This is a genomic window from Virgibacillus necropolis, from assembly GCF_002224365.1.
GTDB lineage: Bacteria > Bacillota > Bacilli > Bacillales > Amphibacillaceae > Virgibacillus_F > Virgibacillus_F necropolis.
Genome location: NZ_CP022437.1, coordinates 948,145 through 970,001 on the forward strand (window position 1 = coordinate 948,145; position 21,857 = coordinate 970,001).

Consider the following 21,857-nt stretch of genomic DNA (forward strand, 5'->3'; position numbering starts at 1 on the left):
GGGATTACGTATGAAGCAGGTACACATTGTGCCACATATGCATTGGGATCGTGAATGGTACTTTACTACAGAGGAATCACGTATTTTACTTGTCAACAATATGGAAGAAATTATGGATCGGTTAGAAAATGACCCTGATTATCCGTACTATGTACTAGATGGACAGACATCCATTCTAGAGGACTATTTCGCTGTGAAACCTGAAGCAAAGGGACGCGTTAAGAAGCTTGTTCAAGCAGGCAAGCTCATCATAGGTCCATGGTATACGCAAACAGATGAAATGGTTGTTGGTGGCGAATCGATCGTCCGAAATTTATTATATGGAATAAAGGATAGCAAGGAGTTTGGTAGTCCAATGATGATTGGCTATCTTCCTGACTCATTTGGACAATCCGCTCAAATGCCGCATATTTTAAATGGTTTTGACATTAAATACACTATCTTTTGGCGTGGTACATCAGAACGACACGGGACAGATAAAACCGAATTTTACTGGGAGTCAAATGATGGATCAAGAGTGCTTGTTCAACTTCTTCCACTCGGTTATGCGATTGGTAAATATTTGCCACAAGATGAATCTGCCTTAAAGCAGCGTATGGAGAAATATTTTCCTGTTCTTGACCGTGGTGCTACGACAGATCATACGATACTTCCGAATGGTCATGATCAAATGCCGATTCAAAAGGATATCTATGAAGTTATCGAAAAGCTTGGGCAGTTGTATCCTGATCGTGAGTTTTTCCTAAGTAAATTTGAAAATGTATTTGCTAAAATCGAACAGCAAGAAAACTTGGCTACGTTGAATGGTGAATTCTTAGACGGTAAATATATGCGTGTTCACCGAAGCATTTATTCCACTCGGATGGATATTAAGGCAGCAAACGCACGCGTTGAAAATAAAATCACGAATATACTAGAACCATTAGCTTCTATGGCTTATGATTTAGGCTTTGAGTACCATCATGGTTTAATCGAATTGATCTGGAAAGAAATAATAAAGAATCATGCGCATGATAGTATCGGTTGCTGCTGTTCCGATAAAGTTCACCGGGAAATAGCGAACCGCTTATTTTTGGCAGAAGAAAAAACAGATCAGCTAATTGAGTTCTATAAACGGCAGATTGTCGATTCGATGGAAGCAACTAATGACATGGATCGCTTAACGTTGTTCAACTTCCTTCCATATAATCGGGAAGAAGTCGTAACGACCGAGATTATTTCGAAATACAATGCTTTTTCATTAGAAAATGAAGGGGGAGAATCGATAAACTTTGAGATTCTTAAAGCCGAAGAGATCGATCCGGGACTGATTGATAGACAAATCGTCCATTATGGAAATTATGAGCCATTTATAAAGTATAAAATCCAGCTTAAAGAAGCACTACCATCCATGGGTTATCGGACTTATTTTGTCAAAGAGGTTCAAGATGCCGTGGGGAATAGTTGCCACGCTAAGCAGACCATTGAAACGGATTATTATACCGTTTCCGTTAATGAAAATGGGACATTAAAGATTTGGGATAAACAGATTAAAAAGTCATTTGACCAAGTACTTCTTTTAGAAAACGGTGGCGATGACGGAGATGAATACGATTATTCACCTGTAGAAAACGAGGATCTCATCTTTAGTAACGATGTTGTGGCAAACGTTTCACTTGAGCAAAATGATTACGCAGCAAACATCGATATCCGTTACACGTTATCTGTGCCTGGAAATATCGAGGAAAGAAAGTCTGGAGAAAAGACTAGCCATGTAGACGTTAGGTTCAGTCTGTTTATACCAAACCATAAACCAATTATTGACGTTTCGTGCGAGTTGAATAACTTTGCAAAAGATCATCGATTGCGTGCATATATTCCAACAGGACTAAGCTCATCATTCTCGGTTGCTGATAACCAGTTCGGACATATCAAAAGAAATGTCTACGATTCAGCGATGGATGTTTGGGAGCGAGATAACTGGAACGAGCGCCCAGACGCTATTTACCCTATGTTGAACTATGTCGGTTTATCTAGTAAAGAATATGGTCTAAGTGTACTTACAAATAGTACGCGGGAGTATGAAATAGTTGGTGAACAGTATGATACAATTGCCTTAACTTTATTCCGAAGCATCGGTCATTTAGGTAAGGGTGATATGCTGCGCAGACCAGGCAGACCTTCAGGAATTAAGCTTCCTACCCCAGACTCACAAATGATTGGAAAGCTTAACCTGGATTTTGCATTGGTTTCACATGAGGGAAGTACATTGGACGCAAATGTTGCTAAGACAGCCAAGGAATATCTAACACCTGTACATGCATACAATAAGATTCCTTATAATGCGATGAAGTTAAATGCGTCAGGGATTGAGACTCCTCTTTCCTATCAACTTTTAAAAGAGGAAAGTTCTGTCGCTGTTCTAAGTACGTTGAAGAAATCTGAACAGGAAAACGCGTTAGTCCTTAGGGTGTTTAACCCTTCAGACAAAGCATTTGAAGCGACTTACCATATTGAAGGCGACGTAAAAGAAGCTTATCAAACCAATTTAAATGAGGATCAACAAGAAAAGTTGGCTCATGATCAAGGTACCATCCATGTTCCATTAAAAGTAAACCAATCACAAACGATTTCCATAAAAAAATAAGATATTAGGAGCCAGAGAGTAATATCTCTGGCTTTTAATCTATTAATAATATAGTTGGAGGAAGAGTCATGCAAATTGTATTAGCACCAGATTCATTTAAAGGAAGCATAACGTCGATACGAGCTTCCGAAACGATGGCTGAAGCAATAACCTCTATTGATCCGAGTATTCAAACGATAATCAAACCAATGGCTGATGGAGGGGAAGGCACATTAGAAGCATTATTAAAGGCAACTACAGGCGTGAGCGTTCCCTTTTTTTGCCGTGGACCATTAGGTGAAGCGTCAGAGAGCTTTTTTGCAGAAATTGATAATCAAACGGCTGTTATTGAATGTGCTACTATTGCGGGGTTACCGTTAGTGCCCCTTGGTCAAAGAAACCCTGATGTCACAACAACCTATGGAATAGGAGAAGCAATTTTACGCGCAATGGACAGGGGTAATAAGCATTTGATCATTGGCCTTGGTGGTAGCTCGACAAACGATGGTGGCCTTGGGATGCTACAAGCATTAGGGATGAAAGCATTCAATGCTGATGCTGAAAAGGTAGGTATCTTTGGCAAAGATCTATTGGAAATTGAAGCGGTCGATTTCGGTGGTATGGATCCACGTCTAATGGAAGTTACGATCCAAGTTGCTTGTGATGTTGACAATCCATTAACAGGATCAAACGGTGCCACGTATGTTTATGGGCCGCAAAAAGGGGCGACGAATGATCAACTACAAGTATATGATCAAGCATTAAGTAGGTACGGGCAGTTAATTGAGAAAGCATGTAATCATTCGCTTGCAAACGTTAAGGGAGCTGGCGCGGCTGGTGGTCTAGGTTTTGCCTTGCTAGCAATCGGCGCTAAGTTACAGTCGGGTGCGAAACTTGTAGCGGACGCAATTAAACTGGAAGAAGCTATTAAGGTAGCTGATCTAGTAATAACTGGTGAGGGACAAAGTGATGAGCAAACCTTATATGGCAAAGCACCAGGTTATGTGGCAGAGCTGGCTGCAGTGCATCACAAACCTACCATTCTGTTATCAGGAAGCTTGGATGGTAATGTAGACAAGTTAAACGATGTGTTTGCTGGGTGCTTTTCAATTGTTCCCGGCTCGAGAACATTGCAGCAATGTATGGATAACGGGGAACTTTATTTGTATAATGCTACTAAGCAGCTTATTCATTTAATACGAAAGTTGTAGAAGGGGACAGAGGGACAGGTTGAAGCCGCTGAAAAAGTTAAATATAGTACAAAATAGGTGGATCTCCCATCGCATCTTCGAATATACATCGCGCACCTTAGGGCGAGTGTCGAGCCTCCTCGGACTGCCGTCCTGCGGGGTCTCGCCGATCTCTTGCTTCCCGCAAGATAAGGAATGCTGCCCTGAAAAGGCATCGCACGAAGAAAAAGTGCTTTTCTTTTTCGAGGAGTCTCCGTATATTCGAGATGCTAAGGTAAGGTGAAAAGTTAAATTTTTAACATCCATCACTTTTTCAGTAGCCTCGGGCAGGTCCTTCTGTTCCGGTTAGAATAATACTATATTAATTTAGGTGGAGGCATACATGATGTACAATGAACCAATTTTTTTACAGCCTGTTTTTCAAGAAAGAATTTGGGGTGGTAAAAAACTAAGAACAGAATTTAATTATCCGATAACCTCTGAAAATACTGGTGAGGCATGGGTAATATCCGCACACCCGAACGGTCCTAATCGTATAGCAAATGGACCTTCGGAGGGGAAAACGTTAGCAGACATTTGGAAAGAAAATGGGGAGTTATTTAATAAATCATCTACTAATACGGAAGATTACCCTTTATTAGTCAAAATTCTTGATGCTAATGCAGATCTGTCTGTACAGGTACATCCAGATGATAAATTTGCAAGTGAGGTAGAAGGTCAACCCTATGGAAAAACAGAATGCTGGTATGTACTTAGTGCGGATTCCGACGCGGAAATAATTTTAGGCCATCATGCTAATTCTCGAGATGAGTTGGAGCAAATGCTGGATAGCGGACAATGGGAAGGATTATTGCAGCGTATAAAAGTACAAGCAGGCGACTTCATCTATGTTCCAAGTGGTACGATTCACGCAATAGGTAAAGGAATTGTTATTTTAGAAACACAACAAAGCTCTGATATAACATACCGAGTTTACGACTATGATAGGGTTGGCGCAGACGGTCAAACTAGGGAACTGCATCTAGATCGTGCGAAAGAAGTGACTACTGTTCCACATCAGCCAGCTGGTGTTCATCAAACTGTAAAAACAATTGAAGGTTTAACGATTAAAAAGTTAGTAAAGGAAAAGTATTTCACTGTTTATCATTGGCAACTGGATGGCAAGGTTAATCAACGATTGGAGAATGATTTTCTGCAGGTCAGTGTGATAGAAGGCAAGGCAGAAATAACAGTTGATGGGAATACTTTTACTATAGAAAAGGGAAGTAACTTTATTTTGCCTTATACTGTAAAGGAGTACGAGTTATCTGGGAATGCGGAGTTTGTTGTTTCGCATACGTAGAGTATTTAGGAGGGATAAAATGAGCTATTCCATAGGCGTGCGTAGATATAGGAGGTACAAAAGTTGCTTTGTCGGTAGTAGACTAAAGTGGAACTATTATTAGTAAATCTATTATTCCGACCGACCTAACTTTTACATCGGAAGCAATGATAGCAAGAATTAATTTGGAAATTATAAATCTGATTGATCAATCTAGGATCCTTAAGGAACGACTAGTGGGTATTGGGATTAGTGCACTTGGCCCTTTAGATAGTAAAAATGGCATTATTACATGCCCACCAAACCTGAAAAATTGGATTAATGTCCCGATTCAAAAGTTGGTGGAAGAGTCGTTTTCCATTCCTGTTACGTTAGAAAATGATGCTAACGCTGTAGCTCTAGCTGAAAAATGGGTAGGCATGGCTTAAGGATGTGATAATTTTACATATATAACTATAAGTACTGTGATTGGAGCCGGAATTATTGCTAATGGAAAATTGCTCAGAGGCGTTAGAGGAAATGCCGGTGACATTGGACACACAGTAGTTGATCCATCATTTGGTCAGTGCGCCTGTGGTCAATATGCCTTAATTCCAACAGGACGTGAAACTCAGATTGTTCCTGCTAAGTTAGATCAGAATGCCGGCGTTATTGGGGCGGCTGGGTTGGGGTTTGATGTAATAGACTTTTGATAAATCATTATGGGCCTAGTTTTTTAGAATTATTACAGGAATAGTAAGGCCCACGTAGACTCATTATGAGATGTGTAGGTCTTACTATTTATTCTCCACTACAAACGCCGCCATTTACAAAAATTTATCGATAATAGTAATAGACGATCGTACTTTTAAAAAGCCGGGCTTTGGGAAGGAGTTGCAAATAGTTCCAACTGACGAAGAAACACTTTTTAAGGAAAATGAGAAACATAATGAACGATGCAGAAGAAACTGACTTGCAACATCAACAAAAAGTAGTCGACAATACGAACCACAGTTTCGTCCACAAAATTACCCCATTAACCTAAACAAAAAGATAACCCATAAATTTGGAAAGGCAAAACAAAACTTATTTAATTGTACAGGGCTAAAGACCCTTGTAGGTTTCAGGTACTTATTTTTTAAATTTATTCAATATTTATAACATTTTTCAAATACCATTATTACAAAATATGTTATAAACCAAAATGAAAACGCAATCATAAATGTTAATATATTTATATAACTCGATTAGAGAAATGGAGGGAGCTATTTTTATTATATATATATAAATTTCGTTTAAAAATAGGAGGCTAAAATTTGATGTTAAAAAAGTATTTAAGTTTATTGTTAATCGTTGCGCTTTTTGGAATTCTAGCAGCATGTGGAAATGATTCTGAAAAGTCATCAAGTTCAGTTACATTAGATGTTCAATATTATACAGAGGCAATTAGTGATGGTGCTATTGAAGCAGCAAAAGAAGAATTCTCAGATTACACATTAAATTTCACTGAAGTACCAGCAGATGATACTTATGATGTAAAACTTAGAACAAGTTTAGATTCTGATTCAGCTCCAGATATTGTAACAATCAATTCTAACATACAAGAATTCCTGCCATATGCAGATAAATTTGTGAATTTCCTTGATTATGATGTAGAAAGTCTGGCAGAAAATTATGTTGAGTGGAAATGGGAATCTGCAAAAACTGCAGATAAAAGTTCAATGATTGCTATGCTGATCGATATAGGGCCTACCGCATTATTCTATAGAATTGATTTGTTTGAAAAAGCAGGTCTTCCAACAGACCCACAAGAAGTATCAAATACAATTGTTACATCTGAAGATTATATGGAAGCAGCTAAAACATTATCAGAAGAAATTGACAAACCAATGTTCTTATCAGCTGTAGCATTACTTGGTGAAGAATACCGTAAGTTAAATTCTAGTATGTACAACAAAGAAGGCGAACTTACATTAGCAGATGGAAAATTAAAAGAAATTTGGGATTACACTGTGAAAGCAGTTAATGAAGGATATACATTAGGAACTAGAGCTAATACAATCGATAACGTTGTAGCACAAAATAAAGGTTTATATGGGGCATATATTGGTGCCTCTTGGGGCGTTCTTGACGTGAAAGATGCTAAGGAAACGAAAGGAAAGTGGAGAATTGCTAAAGCACCAGGTGGTTATTCAAACCAAGGTGGTTCCTATTTAGCAGTTTTAGGAAACTCTGATCATCCTGAAGAAGCTGTGGAAGTAGTAAAATACTTAACTAATTTTGATAGTCAATTAGCTAACTTAACTGAAAACAGTTTATTCCCATCTCATCAAGAAGTATATGATACAGAAGCAATGGTTAATAAAGATGAATGGTTTGGTGGTCAAAATATCAATGAATATTTCATTGAAGCTGCAGAAAATATTGAATATGTATACAGAGACCCTCGTGATTCAGCAGCATTTACTATTTTTACTGATGAAATTCACTTGGTTGAATCACAAAATAAAGATCCAGAAGAAGCATGGAATGACGCTGTGAAAAAAGCTGAGCAACTGTAAGAAAATTAGGTGCCAAGGCAATCCTCGGGCACCTAATTACATATTTTAATACTTTAGAATAAGTAAACTAAGCCTTTCGCATTAAGACTACTTCATGCTTCCTATTTCTAATATTAAGGACGGGTATACTAATGGAGCAAATACAAGACTATAATCAAATTTCAAAAAAAGAAAAGTTAAAAAAATGGTTTGATAAGATTACCCCATATATCTTTATTTCCCCATTCTATATATTGTTTGTAGTATTCGGTTTGTTCCCAATCATCTTCTCGGCTATTTTAGCTTTCAATAAATGGGATGGCATTGGAGATATGGAATTTGTTGGAATGCAAAATTTCAATCGTTTAATACAGGATAGTGAGTTTTGGCTATCTGTATATAACACACTGATTATTTGGATTATCGGTACTGCACCGATGATTTTAGCAGCATTAGTTATTGCCTTTTTAATTAATTTAAAAATAATTAAATATAAAAACTTTTACCGCACAACAATGTTCATGCCATACGTAACATCTGTTGTTGCTGTAACTATCCTATTTGGATTAGTTTTTTCAAGTTCTTCTGGATTAGCGAACGGTTTATTGCAGTTTTTGGGTTTTGAACGGATCGATTTTATTAATGATCCTTTCTGGGTGAAACTTGTTATTGCCTCCGTTAATATATGGCAATATATAGGTTATAACATGATTATCTTTTTCACTGGTTTGCAGCGTATACCCAAAGATTATTATGAAGCAGCAATCATTGATGGAGCGAGCAATTATCAAATCTTCAGTAAAATTACCATACCAATAATTAAACCAATTATTTTATTTGTTGTCATGATGTCGACCATCGGGGGCATTCAAATATTTACTGAAGCACAAGTTCTGGTGCCAACGAATGCAACTGCTGAAGGTGGTTCTTTAACGGTTGTTTATTATATGTATAAAATAGCATTTGAAAGAAGTAATTATGGTTACGGAGCAACTGTCTCATGGGGATTGGTTGCGATTATAATTATGTTCTCTATTCTAAATTGGTATCTAACGACAAAAAGAATTAAAGGTGAAGAATAATGAGGAAATTTAATGTATCATCAATCATTATAAGGGGTGTTTTGCTATTAGGTGTTGCGTTTTCCGCTTTTCCTTTTTATTGGATGATTGTAACGGCCAGCAGAGCTACTACGGAGATTTATTCAGTTCCACCGAAATTTACGTTAGGTGACGAATTACTTAATAATATTTATACGGTTTTTGAAAGTACAAGTTTTTTTCAATCCTTCTTAAATACATTGTTTATTGCAGTTGTTTCAACTACTTTGATTTTATTTTTTGACTCTTTAGCAGGGTACACATTTGCTAAATTAAAATTTAAGGGAAGGCATACATTGTTTGTAATTTTATTATCTACCATGATGATTCCAGGGTTATTAAACATTATTCCTCAATTTATTATGATGGATACTATTGGGTGGGTTGGCTCCTATAAAGCATTGATAATACCTGGTATGGTAAATGCATTTGGTATCTTCTGGATTAAACAATACGCAGAAGGAGCAATACCTAACACTTTATTGGAAGCAGCCAAAATTGATGGCTGTACAACATTTGGTATCTACTGGAAAATAGCATTACCTATTTTACGGCCCTCTTTAGCATTTTTAGGATTATTCACATTTATGCAATCATGGAATGATTATATGTGGCCATTGATCATCCTGAATGATCCTGAGAAATTTACATTAATGCTTGAATTGACACAGTTACAAGGCTTGTATTTTACAAATTATCCATTAGTTATTACGGGTACACTTTTAGCGACAATACCTATTTTAATTGTATTCTTCATTTTCAGTAAGCAATTAATGTCCGGAATTACGGAGGGTGCTATTAAGGAATAATAACAAGGGGAATGAAAAATAATGGAAGAAAAAATCATCGAAGGATTAGAGATATTGTGGAATATTTTCGTTTTAAGCCTGCTTGTCATTACATTTTCATTGTTAATTATTTCTATTGTTCCTTCATTTCTAGCGTGTATTTCAGTTGTAAGGCAATTAAAGGAAAAGAAAGTAAGTAATTTAGATATTAATGTGATTGCTTTCTGGGGAAATTTTAAAAGTTATTTTTGGAAAGGTGTCATTGTTCAACTATTTGGAGCAGTTGTGTTAGTAGTTGCTTACATTAATTTTCAGCTAATCATCCAAAGCAACAACAGTATTGAAAAGTTTATTGTTATAACTGTTACGATAACATTTTTGATTATAACATTGATGTTCTTATTGAATTTAATGTATGGAATAACTATTAAACATGTGAATGTGAAGCTATTGGAACATAACTTGTTATTGGTGTTTGCTAAATTACCTATAGTGTTATTACTTTCACTTTGTTATTTACTTTTTTTCGTTACAGCATTTTTATTACCTCAAGTACTGATTTTAACAGTAGGGTTATTAATCCTAATTCATTATAAGACAGGATCAAAAATATGGGAACAATTTGATCAGGTTTAATATTAATTCATAAGGAGAATACGAATATGTTTTTTACTCTGGAAAAGTTAAGCAGCAGAATAGAAGAATTAGAAAAATACAGGTATATAAACAGACAAAATATAGAAATTTGGCATTGTAAAGAAGATATTTCCAAAAACGAAAAGTACCCACCTGAAGTTGATTCTTCATGGGGAAAACTGGAAAAAGGTGATCAATGGACAGGCAGAGACCGATATTTTTGGCTGAGTACAGAGGTTTCGATACCAAATCCTGATTATGGACGAGTAATTATGCTGTTTGATTTCGGAAAGACAGATGGAGGAACAAATTCAGGATTTGAATCATTGCTGTTTATAGATGGGAAACCATATCAAGGGGTAGATGGAAATCATAAAGAAGTATTAATAGGAGAAGAATATTACGGCAAGAAAGTAAAGGTTAGTTTGAAATTATGGACCGGGTTAGAAGGCGGAGGCCCACCACAAATTAATAATCATAACTATAAATACAGTGATCTGGCTTTTCTGCATCCTGAAGTGGATGATTTATATTTTACAAGTAACATGATTTTAAAAACAGTAAAAATTTTAGATGATAATAACCACGAAAAATGGCATTTGCAAAAGATACTGAATGACAGTTATAAACTGATAGACTGGTCTGACCCAGGCAATGAAGTGTTTTATTATTCATGTATAGAAGCAAATAAACAACTCCAAAGCGATTTAGATAAATTAAATAAACACACACCTGTAACAGTAACGGCAATCGGTCACACACATATTGATGTAGCATGGCTCTGGCGCTTGAAACATACGAGAGAAAAATCTGCAAGATCTTTTTCTACGGTTTTAAGGTTAATGGAACAATATCCAGATTATTATTTCCTGCAATCTCAACCACAATTATATGCCTATATTAAAGCGGAATATCCAGAAATTTATTCTCAAATAAATAACAGGGTAAAAGATGGGAAATGGGAAATAGATGGTGCAATGTGGCTGGAAGCAGATTGTAATATATCATCCGGTGAATCTTTAGTTAGGCAAATTTTATATGGTACTAAATTTATGATGGAAGAATTCGGAAAGAAGCCTAAATTTTTATGGTTGCCAGATGTTTTTGGTTATTCGTGGGCTTTACCGCAAATTTTAAAGAAAACGAATTTAGATACTTTTATGACAACAAAAATAAGCTGGAATCAATACAATCGTATGCCTCATGACACTTTCTGGTGGAGAGGAATCGATGGAAGTGAAGTGCTGACCCACTTTATATCAACACCTGAACCAGAAGATTATGGTACTGATTCGTTCTTTTACACATACAATGGCGTAATTGAACCCAAGACAGTAAAAGGAACATATGATAATTACGTTGATAAGGATATCAATCATGAGTTATTGCTTGCCTATGGCCATGGCGATGGTGGTGGTGGTGTTAATCGTGAAATGCTAGAAAACCGCAGACGTTTAGATAAAATACCAGGGTTGCCAAATGTGAAAACAGGCAGTGCAAATGAATACTTTGATAATTTGCATAACACGATTATGAATTCCAATAATTATGTGCATACCTGGGATGGAGAATTATACCTTGAATACCATCGGGGCACGTATACATCTCAAGCCTTTATGAAAAAGACAAATAGAAAATTAGAACAAGATTTTAGAGAAACAGAGTTTTTGAATACTTGGGCAACTATAGATAATAAAGACTTGGCTTATCCAAAGGATGTGTTTTTACATGGATGGCACATTCTGTTAAGAAATCAATTTCACGATATCATTCCAGGAACTTCGATTAAGGAAGTGTATGAAGACTCAAAAATAGAATATCAAGAAGCATCTGATTTGATTACTGAAATTAATGATACTTGGGAGAAGACAGCGCTAACGAATGACGAAAACACGTGGTCAGTTATCAATAGTGCTACTTGGGACCGAGATGAAATCGTTCATATTCTGGAAGAAAATCCTAATTTACAATTTAAGGATGAATCAGGAAAATTATTAGAAGCCACTAAAGTGTCTGATGGCTATAAAGTATTTGTATCTGATATTCCAAGTTTAGGTTATAAAACAATCAAGAGTGTTGAAGAAATTCCAAATCATGCTAATCAATTGGAATTCATACAGAAAGACAATCGTATAGAAACACCTTTTTATATAGTTAGCTGGAATGGAAAAGGCCAGTTAGATGCCATTTATGATAAAAAAAATGATCGTCAAATATTAGCTGAAAATCGAAATGGTAATGTGTTTCAATTATTTGAGGATAAACCAATGAATTTTGATGCGTGGGATATCGATATATATTATCAAGATAAATATAAAGAATTAGAAGCTGAAATTATTTCTGTAAAAGAAAAAAATTCACTATTTATTGAAGTTGAATTTTCTTATAATTTTGGCCAATCTACCTTAACGCAAAGTATGATTCTGTATAAGGATTCTAAACGAATTGATTTTAATACAAAAGTTGATTGGCATGAACGTCAACAATTACTGAAAGCTGCCTTCCCGGTAAACATAAGAGCTACTGAGGCAACTTATGATATTCAATTTGGAAATGTAAAAAGACCAACTCACTGGAATACTAGTTGGGATATGGCGAAATTTGAGAGTGTAGCACATCAATGGGTTGATCTATCAGAATATAAATCTGGCATAAGTTTATTAAATGATTGTAAGTACGGACACGATGTTAAAGATAATGTATTACGCCTTACCCTGCTTAAGGGGCCTACTTTTCCGGATCCAGATGCTGATATTGGATATCACGAATTTACTTATAGTTTGTATCCGCATCAAGGTGATTTTATTACGGGAGAGACAGTTCAAGCTGCATGGGAATTAAATAATCCCCTTCATGTATGTAAAGGAAAAATGGATTCCAGCATGGAACAATTATTGGAAATATCAGGTGAACCTAATATTCTAATTGATGCAATCAAACAACCTGAAGGACATACAAATGGTATGTTGATACGTTTCCATGATTACTCTGGGGGAACACAGAAGTTTTCACTAAAACCAAATTTTGCTTTCAAATCATGGATGGAAACAAACTTGCTTGAAGAGGAGACAGGCAGTAAAGAAATCGCTCAAAGAATATCAATAGAATTAAAGCCATATGAAATTAAAACAATCCTGATTGAGCAATAATGTTTGAACTTTGCGAATCTATTTCTTTTAATATGGAAATGAAATACTTTTGTAGATTATTGTATTGAAAATGCGATAAGAACTAATTTTAGTTGCGATAAAAAACTGTCACTTCTTCTACATGTTATTGTCAAAAAAAGTCATTAGGTGAATTGTTTTCCAACAAGTTAGATCTTACTATAGATAAGAGGAGGTAGCATATGCGATGAAGTTAAAAGAAAGGGAAATGAAAATTTTAGAATTCCTTCTTAAACAAGGTGATTTTGTCAATTATAAAGTTATCTCTAACAAATTAAATTTATCTAGCCGACAAGTAAGATATGATTTGGAGAATTTGAATGAAACACTCATTAAATCAGATTTTAATGTGGTGAAAAGACATCATAAAAAAGGTGTTCTTATCATTAAAAAAGATAAATTAAGAGAAGAACTGGAACAATTCAAAAAATATACAACGAAAACAAAATATAAATTTTCAAGAGAAAATATACAGCGGTTTATTTTATTGAAATTACTGCTAAATGACAGTCCGGTACAGGTTTCCGAGCTTCAGGATATTTTGTTTGTATCCCGAACCACTGTCTTAAATCACTTAAATGATTTAGAAGGACTTTTATTTTTAGAAAACCTAAAATTGGAACATAAACAACGAAAAGGCTTCTATGTAGAAGGGGGTAAGATAAATAAATACAATCTACTTTCACAAACGTTAATAAATATTATCAATGTTCGGGAACTGTATAGTTTTATATTAGATAATGATAAAGTTTTTTCAAAAGAGGCAGAGATAATATTTTTTAGTTTATTAGATATAGAATATGTTCATCAAGCTTTGCTGGAATGTCAAAAGATAGAAAAATATCTCGATAAGATATTAAATGATCGAATGTTCGTACTTCTATTAACAATTATCATGAAGATAATAGAAAGGGATAATAACTGGTTTTTTGACACAGAAAGGTTTGAAAATAATTCATTTTTATCTGAGCAGGAGAAGTTAATACAAAGTTTATTACAGTCTTCAAAAAATGAATTAACTGAACAGATGAATGAATTTGTGGATTCCATTATGGAAGAAGTCGGCAGTTCATTTCATATAGATTTCTTTAAAAATGGAGAATTCGTATCGCAATTGAAACATCATATAGAGATGATGTTTAACAGAAACAAACAATCTGTAATAGTTAAAAACCCAGTTTTCGATCAATTTATTGCAGACCACAAGGAACTGTTTCTCGCTACAAAGAAAGCCTGTAATAATGCAGAGAATTTATTAGGAATTAATATTGATGAACAAGAAATCTCATTTATCGCAATCTACTTTGCATCTGAGCTTAAAAAGAAAGAAAGTGAAAAGCTAAGAAAAGCAAAAATATTAGTTATTTGCGCTGAAGGTATCGCAATTTCCAAGATGATTATGGTTCAAATGGAAAAAATATTCGAATATAAAAAAATTGATACAGCTTCTGTTCATGAATTCAATGAAGAAAAATTAAAAGAGTATGATCTTATTGTAACAACAGTAGAGATTCCGGATATATCCAGCGCAAAGATTGTAAAGATTAATAATTATTTGCAAAGAAAAGATATTGAAACGTTACAGCAATTTCTAAGCCTCAAATTTATGGTGAATGATAAAAAGAACCTAGATAAGTTTAACCTATTAATGAAAACAATCCGTGAGAATACTAGTTCTATCAATAATTTAAGTAAACTGGAACTTGATTTAATCAGCATTTTGTCCAGGGAAGAAACAAATAAAGTTAATAATACACTACCTAAAATAAAGTTTGGTGAGGAACATATTACGATTAATAAAGGGAAATTAAGATGGGATGAAGGGATCAAATTAGGAACAAGTGCATTAATTGACAGAACATATGTTACACCGAACTATGAGAATAAAATTACACATAATATAAGAAAATATGGACCATATATGGTAGTTGCACCAGGTGTGATGATTGCCCATGCAGGAATGGAAGACGGTGTGATTGAAGAATCAATGTGGCTAACCATTTTACCTTATGGGATACGACTGAATGACCGGTTTGATGAACCGATAACAGTAATTTTTACACTGGCCTTTAAGAATAAAGGTACTCGTCACTTGATGGAGAAAATAGCAAATCTGGCTCTAAACAAAGAAAAAATGAATCATATTATAGAGCTATCTTCAAGCGAAGAAATATACGACTTTGTTTCAGCATCTATCTATAACTAAGGAGATTTTATCATGAACAATGAACAAATATCGTTTGAAATAATTTCAAAAGCAGGTGATGCATTCAGTAAATTAATGGAAGCACTCAAATTACAACGGTTGGGAAAAAGCGAAGAAGTAGAACAATGTATCTCTGAATCTGAAAAGTTAATCAATGAAGCACATAACATTCAAACAGAGTTAATTGTAAATGAGTCAAGAGGAGAGAAGAATGAATTTTCCGTACTCCTCATACATGCTCAAGATACTTTAATGAACAGCATATTATTGATGACTGTTACTAAAGAAATGGTAGAAATGTATAATATGCTGAAAGTGGAGGAGAGATAATGGGAATGGATAAACTTCATATACTACTATTATGTAATTTAGGATCGTCTACGGGAATTATGGTTTCGAAAATGAAGGAAGTAGCTAGAAATAGTGCAAAACTTAAAAAGGTTGATATTAATATTGAAGCACACCCTGCAGGCGAATTAAGAGAGTATATTGATAAATTTGATGTAATTCTTTTAGGACCTCAAATAGCACATAGATATGATGAACTGGAAGCAATCGCTGATCAAAAAAATACACCTATAGGAATTATTGATAGTAGAGATTATGGGAGCATCAATGCAGGAAACATCCTGAAACAATCAATCGTAATGAAAATGAATAAATAATGAGATAGGAAGAGAAAGCTATATGAGTTTAATATTTTCGCGATTGGAGAAAAGAATAACAAAATTGCAAAAAAAAATAGCTCCCATTGCTGCGAAAATCGAACAACAAAGGCATCTGGCATCTATTAAAAATGGTGTCAAGGATTTAACGTTTATTCTGTTAGTAGGTTCGTTTTTCTTGATGGTTTATATACTTTGTAACTATCTAGAAAGTGTTTTTGGGATGACTTTAATCAGTAATATGCAAATTTTGAGGATGCCTATTCAATTAACATTTGGAATGCTATCCATTTATGCTGCAATAACAGTTTCCTATCGACATGCTAAATCGTATGACATGCCGATTTTGATTCCTATTTTTTCTAGTATCCTTGTAACAGGTATTGCAGCAGGAGCAATAAATTTGAATGGAATTGATCTTGAACAACTAAACTCAAAAGGATTTCTCTTAGCAATTTTATTATCATTATTAATCGTTGAAATTTATAACAAGTTTTTACAATATGAAGCAAGAGGAATTTTAAGGAAAGTCCCAGAGGGCAGTATATACACAATGAAGATTTTGTTTCCCATTATTATTTTGTCAAGTGTATTTCTATTAATTAATGATTTGTTTAATCATTTTACAGGTTACTCAAATGGACTAGATTTTGTATTTAGTATTTTATTAAGTGAAATCTCATCTATTGATACACCTATCATGGTATTTATCATAGTATTTATCGAAATGTTGTTTTGGTACATTGGCATAAATGGATATGCGGTGCTTGCTAGTTTTGTACTACCGATATCAACATTTTATCTTGCAGAAAATGTAAAACTAACCATGTCTGGGCAAGAAGCTGAATACATTTTTACACCAAATTTCTGGGACTATTTTGCAAGCTTAACAGGCTCTGGTTTAGTAGGAGCATTAGTTGTTTTAGCGTTATTTTCCAAACTGGACAGTATACGTTCTACTGGTAAAACTTCTGTAATACCTAGTATTTTTTCTATTTCCGAACCGATATTATATGGGTTGCCAATTTGTTTTAATATTTACTTGTTTATCCCTTTTGTTATTGGTACTCCTATTTTAGCTACATTACAATGGTATGTTTTCAAATGGGGCTGGGTAAATATCCCGATTGTACATGTAGCAGATGCTCCAACACCGTTTGCACAAGTTATTTCCACGATGGATTTCAGAGCGATTATCTTAATACTTGTTATTTTTATTTTGGCGGTGGCCATGTACTATCCGTTTTTCAAGATGTATGAAAAAAGTGTAGAAAAGCAAAAAGAAAAGGAACAAGATAGCAGATTTGATGATCTTGATTTAGATTTTTAATTTATGAGGAGAGTTATAAATGAAATATATTGATATAAAAGGCACAAAGAACAATCAGACTGTCACGTTATCCTGCTCTAATATTGTGATGGGGACAGCTGATTTTCTGAAACCGGATAATATGAAGGAAGCCGAAGTATTATTGGATAGATATGTGGAATTAGGTGGTAATTTATTCGATTCAGCAAGGCATTATCGGCACAGTGAAAAAGTACTTGGTATGTGGATGGGATCGAAAAAAAACAGGGAGGAAGTACATATTTTGACCAAGGGATGTCACCCAGTCAGGGAGGCTCCAGGTACACCGCGTGTATCTCCTGAAAATATCGATGAGGATTTGATGACAAGCTTAGAGTATTTGAAGACAGATTATGTTGACTTATATGCTCTTCATCGTGATAATCCTGAAAAACCAGTCGGGCCAATCATGGAAGCTTTACATCGACATGTGGAAGCTGGAAGAATCAGGGCTATCGGATTTTCTAATTGGGAACTTGATCGAATAATGGAAGCGGATAATTATGCAAAAGAAAATGGTTTGACTCGGATTTCGTTTAACAGTCCTAATTTAAGTTTAGCAAAACCTTTAAGACCTCGCTGGGAAAATTGTGTTTCAGCTAACGGGAACATGATTGAATGGCATAATGAAACCGAGATTCCATTGTTATCCTGGTCTGCCCAGGCTGGGGGTCTCTTCTCTGGCAGATTTAATCCCGAAAGCAGAGATAATCAGGAAATGGTTGAAGTATATTATAGTGAAGACAACTGGGAGAGGTATGAGCGTGTGAAACAGCTTGCTGAGGATAAGAATGTTGAACCAATCCAGGTCTCTCTATCCTATGTACTTAACCAAAAGTTTCCTTCCTGCGCTATTATAGGACCCGCAAATGTTGCTGAATTGGAGTCATCTTTAAAAGGAGCAGAAATTGCACTGACCGAAGATGAAGTTAATTGGATAGATTTAAAAAAATAATTTGATATGTGAGGTTATTTCATGACACTTAAAAGTAAACTGGCCGCACAAATGTACTCGGTCCGCCTTGAGTTCGAAAAGGATTGCGAAGGAACATTGAGAAGATTGAAGGATATAGGTTTCGAAGCTATCCAACTGGATGGCATGAGGGGCAATGATCCAGAAAAAGTAGCGGAATTAATACGCAAGTATGATCTTAAAGTGGCAGGAATGCATATCAAACATGACCGCTTCTTCAACGATCTTGACAATGTATTATATGAAGCGTATTTATTTCAATGCAAAACAATCTACGATAAATATATTGACGATGAAGACCAGCATGAAGAAGGTTATAAGAAAACGAAAAAAAAATTATTGGAAGTGGCTAGAGATTTAAGTCCATTGGGTTTCAGAGTTGGGGTTCATAATCCAGAATACGATTATAATAACCAGGTGAATGGACGTAAATTACTTGATTATTTAACTGATCCTGTGGATGGAATTTGTATTTATTCAGAGCCTGATACCTATTGGATGACTGTGGCGGGAGAAAATCCTGTTGAAACACTAAAAAAATATAGTGGACGGGCACCGATTCTGCACTTGAAAGATTACAAAGAAGGCTTCGAATCAGATGATATGGATAATAATCTTGTTGAGGTCGGTTTAGGTGATGTCAATATGGAGGAAGTAATCCAGTGGGGAGAATGGAATGGTGTGGAATTCTATTGCATTGAACAAGATTATTCCAAAATTGGCATTTTTGAAAGTCTGAAACAAGGATTTGAACATATTTTACATTTAGGGAATAAAATTAAATCGTAAATTTCAAATGTATTTGTAGATATTTATTAAAAGGGGCTGGTTATTAGTTTGTTAACAGATATTTTTGATGAAGAATTTATCGAATCTATAATAAAGCTATTAGTTGCCCTTCTTCTAGCTGGCATAGTTGGCTTTGAAAGAGAAATTAACAGGCATTCCGCTGGGTTCCGGACTCATATATTAGTAGGAGTAAGTTCGTGTCTGATGATGATTCTATCAATTAATGGTTTTCAACATTTTATGGAAAATTATTCGGAAGTTCGTTTTGATCCAGCCCGTATTCCATCTTATGTAATAAGCGGTATTGGATTCTTAGGAGCTGGTACTATTGTTGTACATGGTGGTACGATTCACGGGCTCACTACTGCTGCATCTATTTGGACCGTGGCCGGTTTAGGATTAATTGTTGGAAATGGAATGTACAAAGAAGCAATCGTTGCGACACTGGTCATTCTTTTAAGTCTAGTGGTATTGAAAAAATTTAGTAAATCCCTAAATAAAAATTATAACGAAGTGATATGTGAAGTATTAATAAAAGAAGAAAATCTGATGCAATTTATAGAGGATATTACTAAGCGCTCAATTCATATCCGTAAATATGTAATTACTGATGAACCAGAAGAACTTAAAAGAATCAAACTTTATATAGAAGGAGTAAATAAGAAAAAGGATTCAGGTTTATTAGAACTATTAGCTAATAAAAATGTTTTTAAAAAAGTCGAAATTGAGTATAGAGCTTAGCTTATTTATGTGAAACAAACCTTCTTCTATAAAAGATTTCTATTATTAGATTAACAGTGGATCTCAGTTAAATAATAGAAAAGGAGCTTTGATAATGGAACTTATTAGGGAAAAAAACGGTAATTTAAGGATTCTACAATTAACAGACTTACATATAGGTCAGTTACCTTTTGATAATGATGATATAAGGACTTTTGATCACATAAAAAAAGTCAGCAATGAATATAATCCCGACTTGATAGTAATTACTGGTGATTTGATATGGTCAGAGGGTATTGAAAAACCCGGCAAAAGTTTTGAAGAATTAATTAAAGTGTTAAATAGCCTTCAAAAACCAATAACAGTAACTTATGGCAATCATGATACAGAAGAAAATATAACTCGATCTGACTTAAGAGAATTAGAAAAAAAACTAGATTATAAGGTTAATAAAAAGCATTCTTATATTGTCGAAGAACGAGAGTCATATTGTATTGAATTAAGAGATGAGAGTCAGGAGCTTTTAAATGTGTTATATGTCATTGATAGTGGTGCAGTCGACCCGCTAAGAATCGGTACTTATGAATATGTGCATCCGAAACAAGTAAATTGGTTTTATGACGTTTCAAACTTTTACAAACAAGAAAAATCAAAAAAGACAGAGGATTTATTATTTTTACATATCCCTCTTCCTGAATATAAAGACGCGTGGAAGAATGGACAAGTATATGGTTATAAATATGAAGAGGTTTCATCCCCTGTACTTAATACTGGTTTATTTACATCATTATTATTGGATAAACAAGTAAAAGGGGTTTTTTGCGGACATGATCATGATAATGATTTTGATGCAATTTATCATGGTATAAAACTCTGCTTCGGTAGAGTATCGGGATTTAATTGTTATGGGGAACTTTCAAGAGGAGCCAGAATAATTGAATTGCAATCAAATGAATCTTTTAAAACATACTTGATTTAGAATCCATAAAATGAAAAGAGGCGGACAATGAATTTTTCTCTTCAATTAATGAGTTATAACATTAAGTATGATTCAGCCGAAGAAAATGAAGGTTGGTCTGAAAGAAGGAAACTAGTCGGTAAGATTATAAAACAACAGAACCCTGACCTAATAGGTATGCAAGAATGCTTATATCATCAAATAACAGATCTGCAAGAAATGTTATCAGGATACAGTTGGATTGGATTTGGTAGAGAAGGAGGAAGTAAAGGAGAGTTCACACCTATTTTTTATAAGAAGAAAAGGTTCAGAGTAATAGAATATGATCATGTTTGGTTATCGGACACACCGAATAAAATTGCATCTAAGACATGGGGGAATATTGTTCCAAGAATTGTAACTTGGGTTCTCTTTTTAGATAAAGATACAAAAAAGACATTTTATCAAATAAATACACATTTTGATAACCACTCAGCACTAGCACGTGTGAAGAGTGCAGAATTAATAAATAAAATAATAAATGACTTTAATCCTCAATTCCCCATCCTGTTGAGTGGTGACTTTAACGTTGGCTGTAATTCAGAGATTTATTCTTATTTCACTAAAGAAGGTAGTTTTGTTGATGTCTGGGATACAGCAATAAAAACAGAAAATAGTTCTTTAGGAAGCTTCAATGATTTTCATAATCTAACAGGTGGAAAAGATCGGATAGATTGGATTTTAATGAAAGCTAAAGCAAATGTGAATTTTGTGAAGTTAGTGAATGATACAGTGAATAATCAATTCCCTAGTGATCATTTCCCTGTTGTTACGAGTTTGTATTATATGGATTAAAGTTTATTAGTTTATGTATTCGGAATTTACTAGGATGG

At 34.6% G+C, this 21,857-nt stretch carries 17 protein-coding genes and 1 pseudogene; all 18 read left to right on the top strand.

Going from position 1 to position 21,857, the window contains the following annotated elements; translation table 11 throughout:
- Positions 1-10: 10 nt before the first annotated feature.
- The 18 genes and pseudogenes from mngB (at position 11) to CFK40_RS04530 (ending at position 21,819) form a co-directional block, all read left to right on the top strand.
- Entirely contained in the window at positions 11-2,626 is a 2,616-nt protein-coding gene (gene mngB, locus CFK40_RS04445) for a mannosylglycerate hydrolase (protein ID WP_089530953.1), read from the top strand.
- Between the two features lie 68 nt (positions 2,627-2,694).
- Positions 2,695-3,816, top strand: coding sequence for a glycerate kinase (locus CFK40_RS04450; RefSeq protein ID WP_089530955.1), 1,122 nt, complete (start codon positions 2,695-2,697; stop codon positions 3,814-3,816).
- 364 nt (positions 3,817-4,180) lie between these two features.
- A complete protein-coding gene (manA, locus tag CFK40_RS04455) occupies positions 4,181-5,137 on the top strand; it encodes a mannose-6-phosphate isomerase, class I (RefSeq protein WP_089530956.1) in 957 nt (318 codons plus the stop codon).
- A 215-nt stretch (positions 5,138-5,352) separates the two neighbouring features.
- Positions 5,353-5,808 (top strand): annotated as a pseudogene (locus CFK40_RS04460) (ROK family protein).
- Between the two features lie 606 nt (positions 5,809-6,414).
- Positions 6,415-7,656 (top strand): ABC transporter substrate-binding protein, encoded by a 1,242-nt coding sequence (locus CFK40_RS04465; RefSeq protein ID WP_089530958.1) that lies wholly within the window; start codon positions 6,415-6,417, stop codon positions 7,654-7,656.
- A gap of 131 nt (positions 7,657-7,787) precedes the next feature.
- Complete coding sequence (locus tag CFK40_RS04470) at positions 7,788-8,717, top strand: carbohydrate ABC transporter permease (RefSeq protein ID WP_089530960.1); 930 nt, start codon at positions 7,788-7,790, stop codon at positions 8,715-8,717.
- Entirely contained in the window at positions 8,717-9,544 is an 828-nt protein-coding gene (locus CFK40_RS04475) for a carbohydrate ABC transporter permease (protein WP_089530962.1), read from the top strand. The genes CFK40_RS04470 and CFK40_RS04475 overlap by 1 nt, the downstream gene beginning before the upstream one ends.
- A 21-nt stretch (positions 9,545-9,565) precedes the next feature.
- Positions 9,566-10,159: a DUF624 domain-containing protein gene (locus CFK40_RS04480; protein WP_089530963.1), complete on the top strand. Its 594-nt coding sequence runs from the start codon at positions 9,566-9,568 to the stop codon at positions 10,157-10,159.
- 26 nt (positions 10,160-10,185) lie between these two features.
- Entirely contained in the window at positions 10,186-13,308 is a 3,123-nt protein-coding gene (locus CFK40_RS04485) for an alpha-mannosidase (protein WP_089530965.1), read from the top strand.
- Between the two features lie 205 nt (positions 13,309-13,513).
- Positions 13,514-15,532, top strand: coding sequence for a BglG family transcription antiterminator (locus CFK40_RS04490; RefSeq protein WP_089530967.1), 2,019 nt, complete (start codon positions 13,514-13,516; stop codon positions 15,530-15,532).
- A 12-nt stretch (positions 15,533-15,544) separates the two neighbouring features.
- Positions 15,545-15,862 (top strand): PTS lactose/cellobiose transporter subunit IIA, encoded by a 318-nt coding sequence (locus CFK40_RS04495; protein WP_089530969.1) that lies wholly within the window; start codon positions 15,545-15,547, stop codon positions 15,860-15,862.
- Positions 15,862-16,197, top strand: coding sequence for a PTS sugar transporter subunit IIB (locus tag CFK40_RS04500; protein ID WP_089530970.1), 336 nt, complete (start codon positions 15,862-15,864; stop codon positions 16,195-16,197). Before CFK40_RS04495 ends, CFK40_RS04500 begins: the two co-directional genes overlap by 1 nt.
- Positions 16,198-16,219: 22 nt before the next feature.
- Entirely contained in the window at positions 16,220-17,527 is a 1,308-nt protein-coding gene (locus CFK40_RS04505) for a PTS sugar transporter subunit IIC (protein ID WP_089530972.1), read from the top strand.
- A gap of 19 nt (positions 17,528-17,546) precedes the next feature.
- Positions 17,547-18,500: an aldo/keto reductase gene (locus tag CFK40_RS04510; RefSeq protein WP_089530973.1), complete on the top strand. Its 954-nt coding sequence runs from the start codon at positions 17,547-17,549 to the stop codon at positions 18,498-18,500.
- 21 nt (positions 18,501-18,521) lie between these two features.
- On the top strand, positions 18,522-19,307 hold the full coding sequence (locus tag CFK40_RS04515; protein ID WP_089530975.1) for a sugar phosphate isomerase/epimerase family protein: 786 nt from the start codon (positions 18,522-18,524) through the stop codon (positions 19,305-19,307).
- 48 nt (positions 19,308-19,355) lie between these two features.
- On the top strand, positions 19,356-20,048 hold the full coding sequence (locus CFK40_RS04520; protein WP_089530977.1) for an MgtC/SapB family protein: 693 nt from the start codon (positions 19,356-19,358) through the stop codon (positions 20,046-20,048).
- Between the two features lie 94 nt (positions 20,049-20,142).
- Positions 20,143-21,006 carry a metallophosphoesterase family protein gene (locus CFK40_RS04525; protein ID WP_089530979.1) on the top strand — a complete coding sequence of 288 codons (864 nt, stop codon included), beginning with the start codon at positions 20,143-20,145 and terminating at the stop codon, positions 21,004-21,006.
- 27 nt (positions 21,007-21,033) lie between these two features.
- Positions 21,034-21,819 carry an endonuclease/exonuclease/phosphatase family protein gene (locus tag CFK40_RS04530; protein WP_089530981.1) on the top strand — a complete coding sequence of 262 codons (786 nt, stop codon included), beginning with the start codon at positions 21,034-21,036 and terminating at the stop codon, positions 21,817-21,819.
- Positions 21,820-21,857 lie beyond the last annotated feature (38 nt).

Bases quoted from the DNA above. Each gene is read 5' to 3' on its own strand.
- CFK40_RS04530 (WP_089530981.1), top strand. From the start codon at position 21,034: ATGAATTTTTCTCTTCAATTAATGAGTTATAACATTAAGTATGATTCA.
- CFK40_RS04450 (WP_089530955.1), top strand. From the start codon at position 2,695: ATGCAAATTGTATTAGCACCAGATTCATTTAAAGGAAGCATAACGTCG.
- mngB (WP_089530953.1), top strand. From the start codon at position 11: ATGAAGCAGGTACACATTGTGCCACATATGCATTGGGATCGTGAATGG.
- manA (WP_089530956.1), top strand. From the start codon at position 4,181: ATGTACAATGAACCAATTTTTTTACAGCCTGTTTTTCAAGAAAGAATT.
- CFK40_RS04465 (WP_089530958.1), top strand. From the start codon at position 6,415: ATGTTAAAAAAGTATTTAAGTTTATTGTTAATCGTTGCGCTTTTTGGA.
- CFK40_RS04500 (WP_089530970.1), top strand. From the start codon at position 15,862: ATGGGAATGGATAAACTTCATATACTACTATTATGTAATTTAGGATCG.
- CFK40_RS04505 (WP_089530972.1), top strand. From the start codon at position 16,220: ATGAGTTTAATATTTTCGCGATTGGAGAAAAGAATAACAAAATTGCAA.
- CFK40_RS04525 (WP_089530979.1), top strand. From the start codon at position 20,143: ATGGAACTTATTAGGGAAAAAAACGGTAATTTAAGGATTCTACAATTA.
- CFK40_RS04475 (WP_089530962.1), top strand. From the start codon at position 8,717: ATGAGGAAATTTAATGTATCATCAATCATTATAAGGGGTGTTTTGCTA.
- CFK40_RS04480 (WP_089530963.1), top strand. From the start codon at position 9,566: ATGGAAGAAAAAATCATCGAAGGATTAGAGATATTGTGGAATATTTTC.
- CFK40_RS04490 (WP_089530967.1), top strand. From the start codon at position 13,514: ATGAAGTTAAAAGAAAGGGAAATGAAAATTTTAGAATTCCTTCTTAAA.
- CFK40_RS04485 (WP_089530965.1), top strand. From the start codon at position 10,186: ATGTTTTTTACTCTGGAAAAGTTAAGCAGCAGAATAGAAGAATTAGAA.
- CFK40_RS04510 (WP_089530973.1), top strand. From the start codon at position 17,547: ATGAAATATATTGATATAAAAGGCACAAAGAACAATCAGACTGTCACG.
- CFK40_RS04470 (WP_089530960.1), top strand. From the start codon at position 7,788: ATGGAGCAAATACAAGACTATAATCAAATTTCAAAAAAAGAAAAGTTA.
- CFK40_RS04515 (WP_089530975.1), top strand. From the start codon at position 18,522: ATGACACTTAAAAGTAAACTGGCCGCACAAATGTACTCGGTCCGCCTT.
- CFK40_RS04495 (WP_089530969.1), top strand. From the start codon at position 15,545: ATGAACAATGAACAAATATCGTTTGAAATAATTTCAAAAGCAGGTGAT.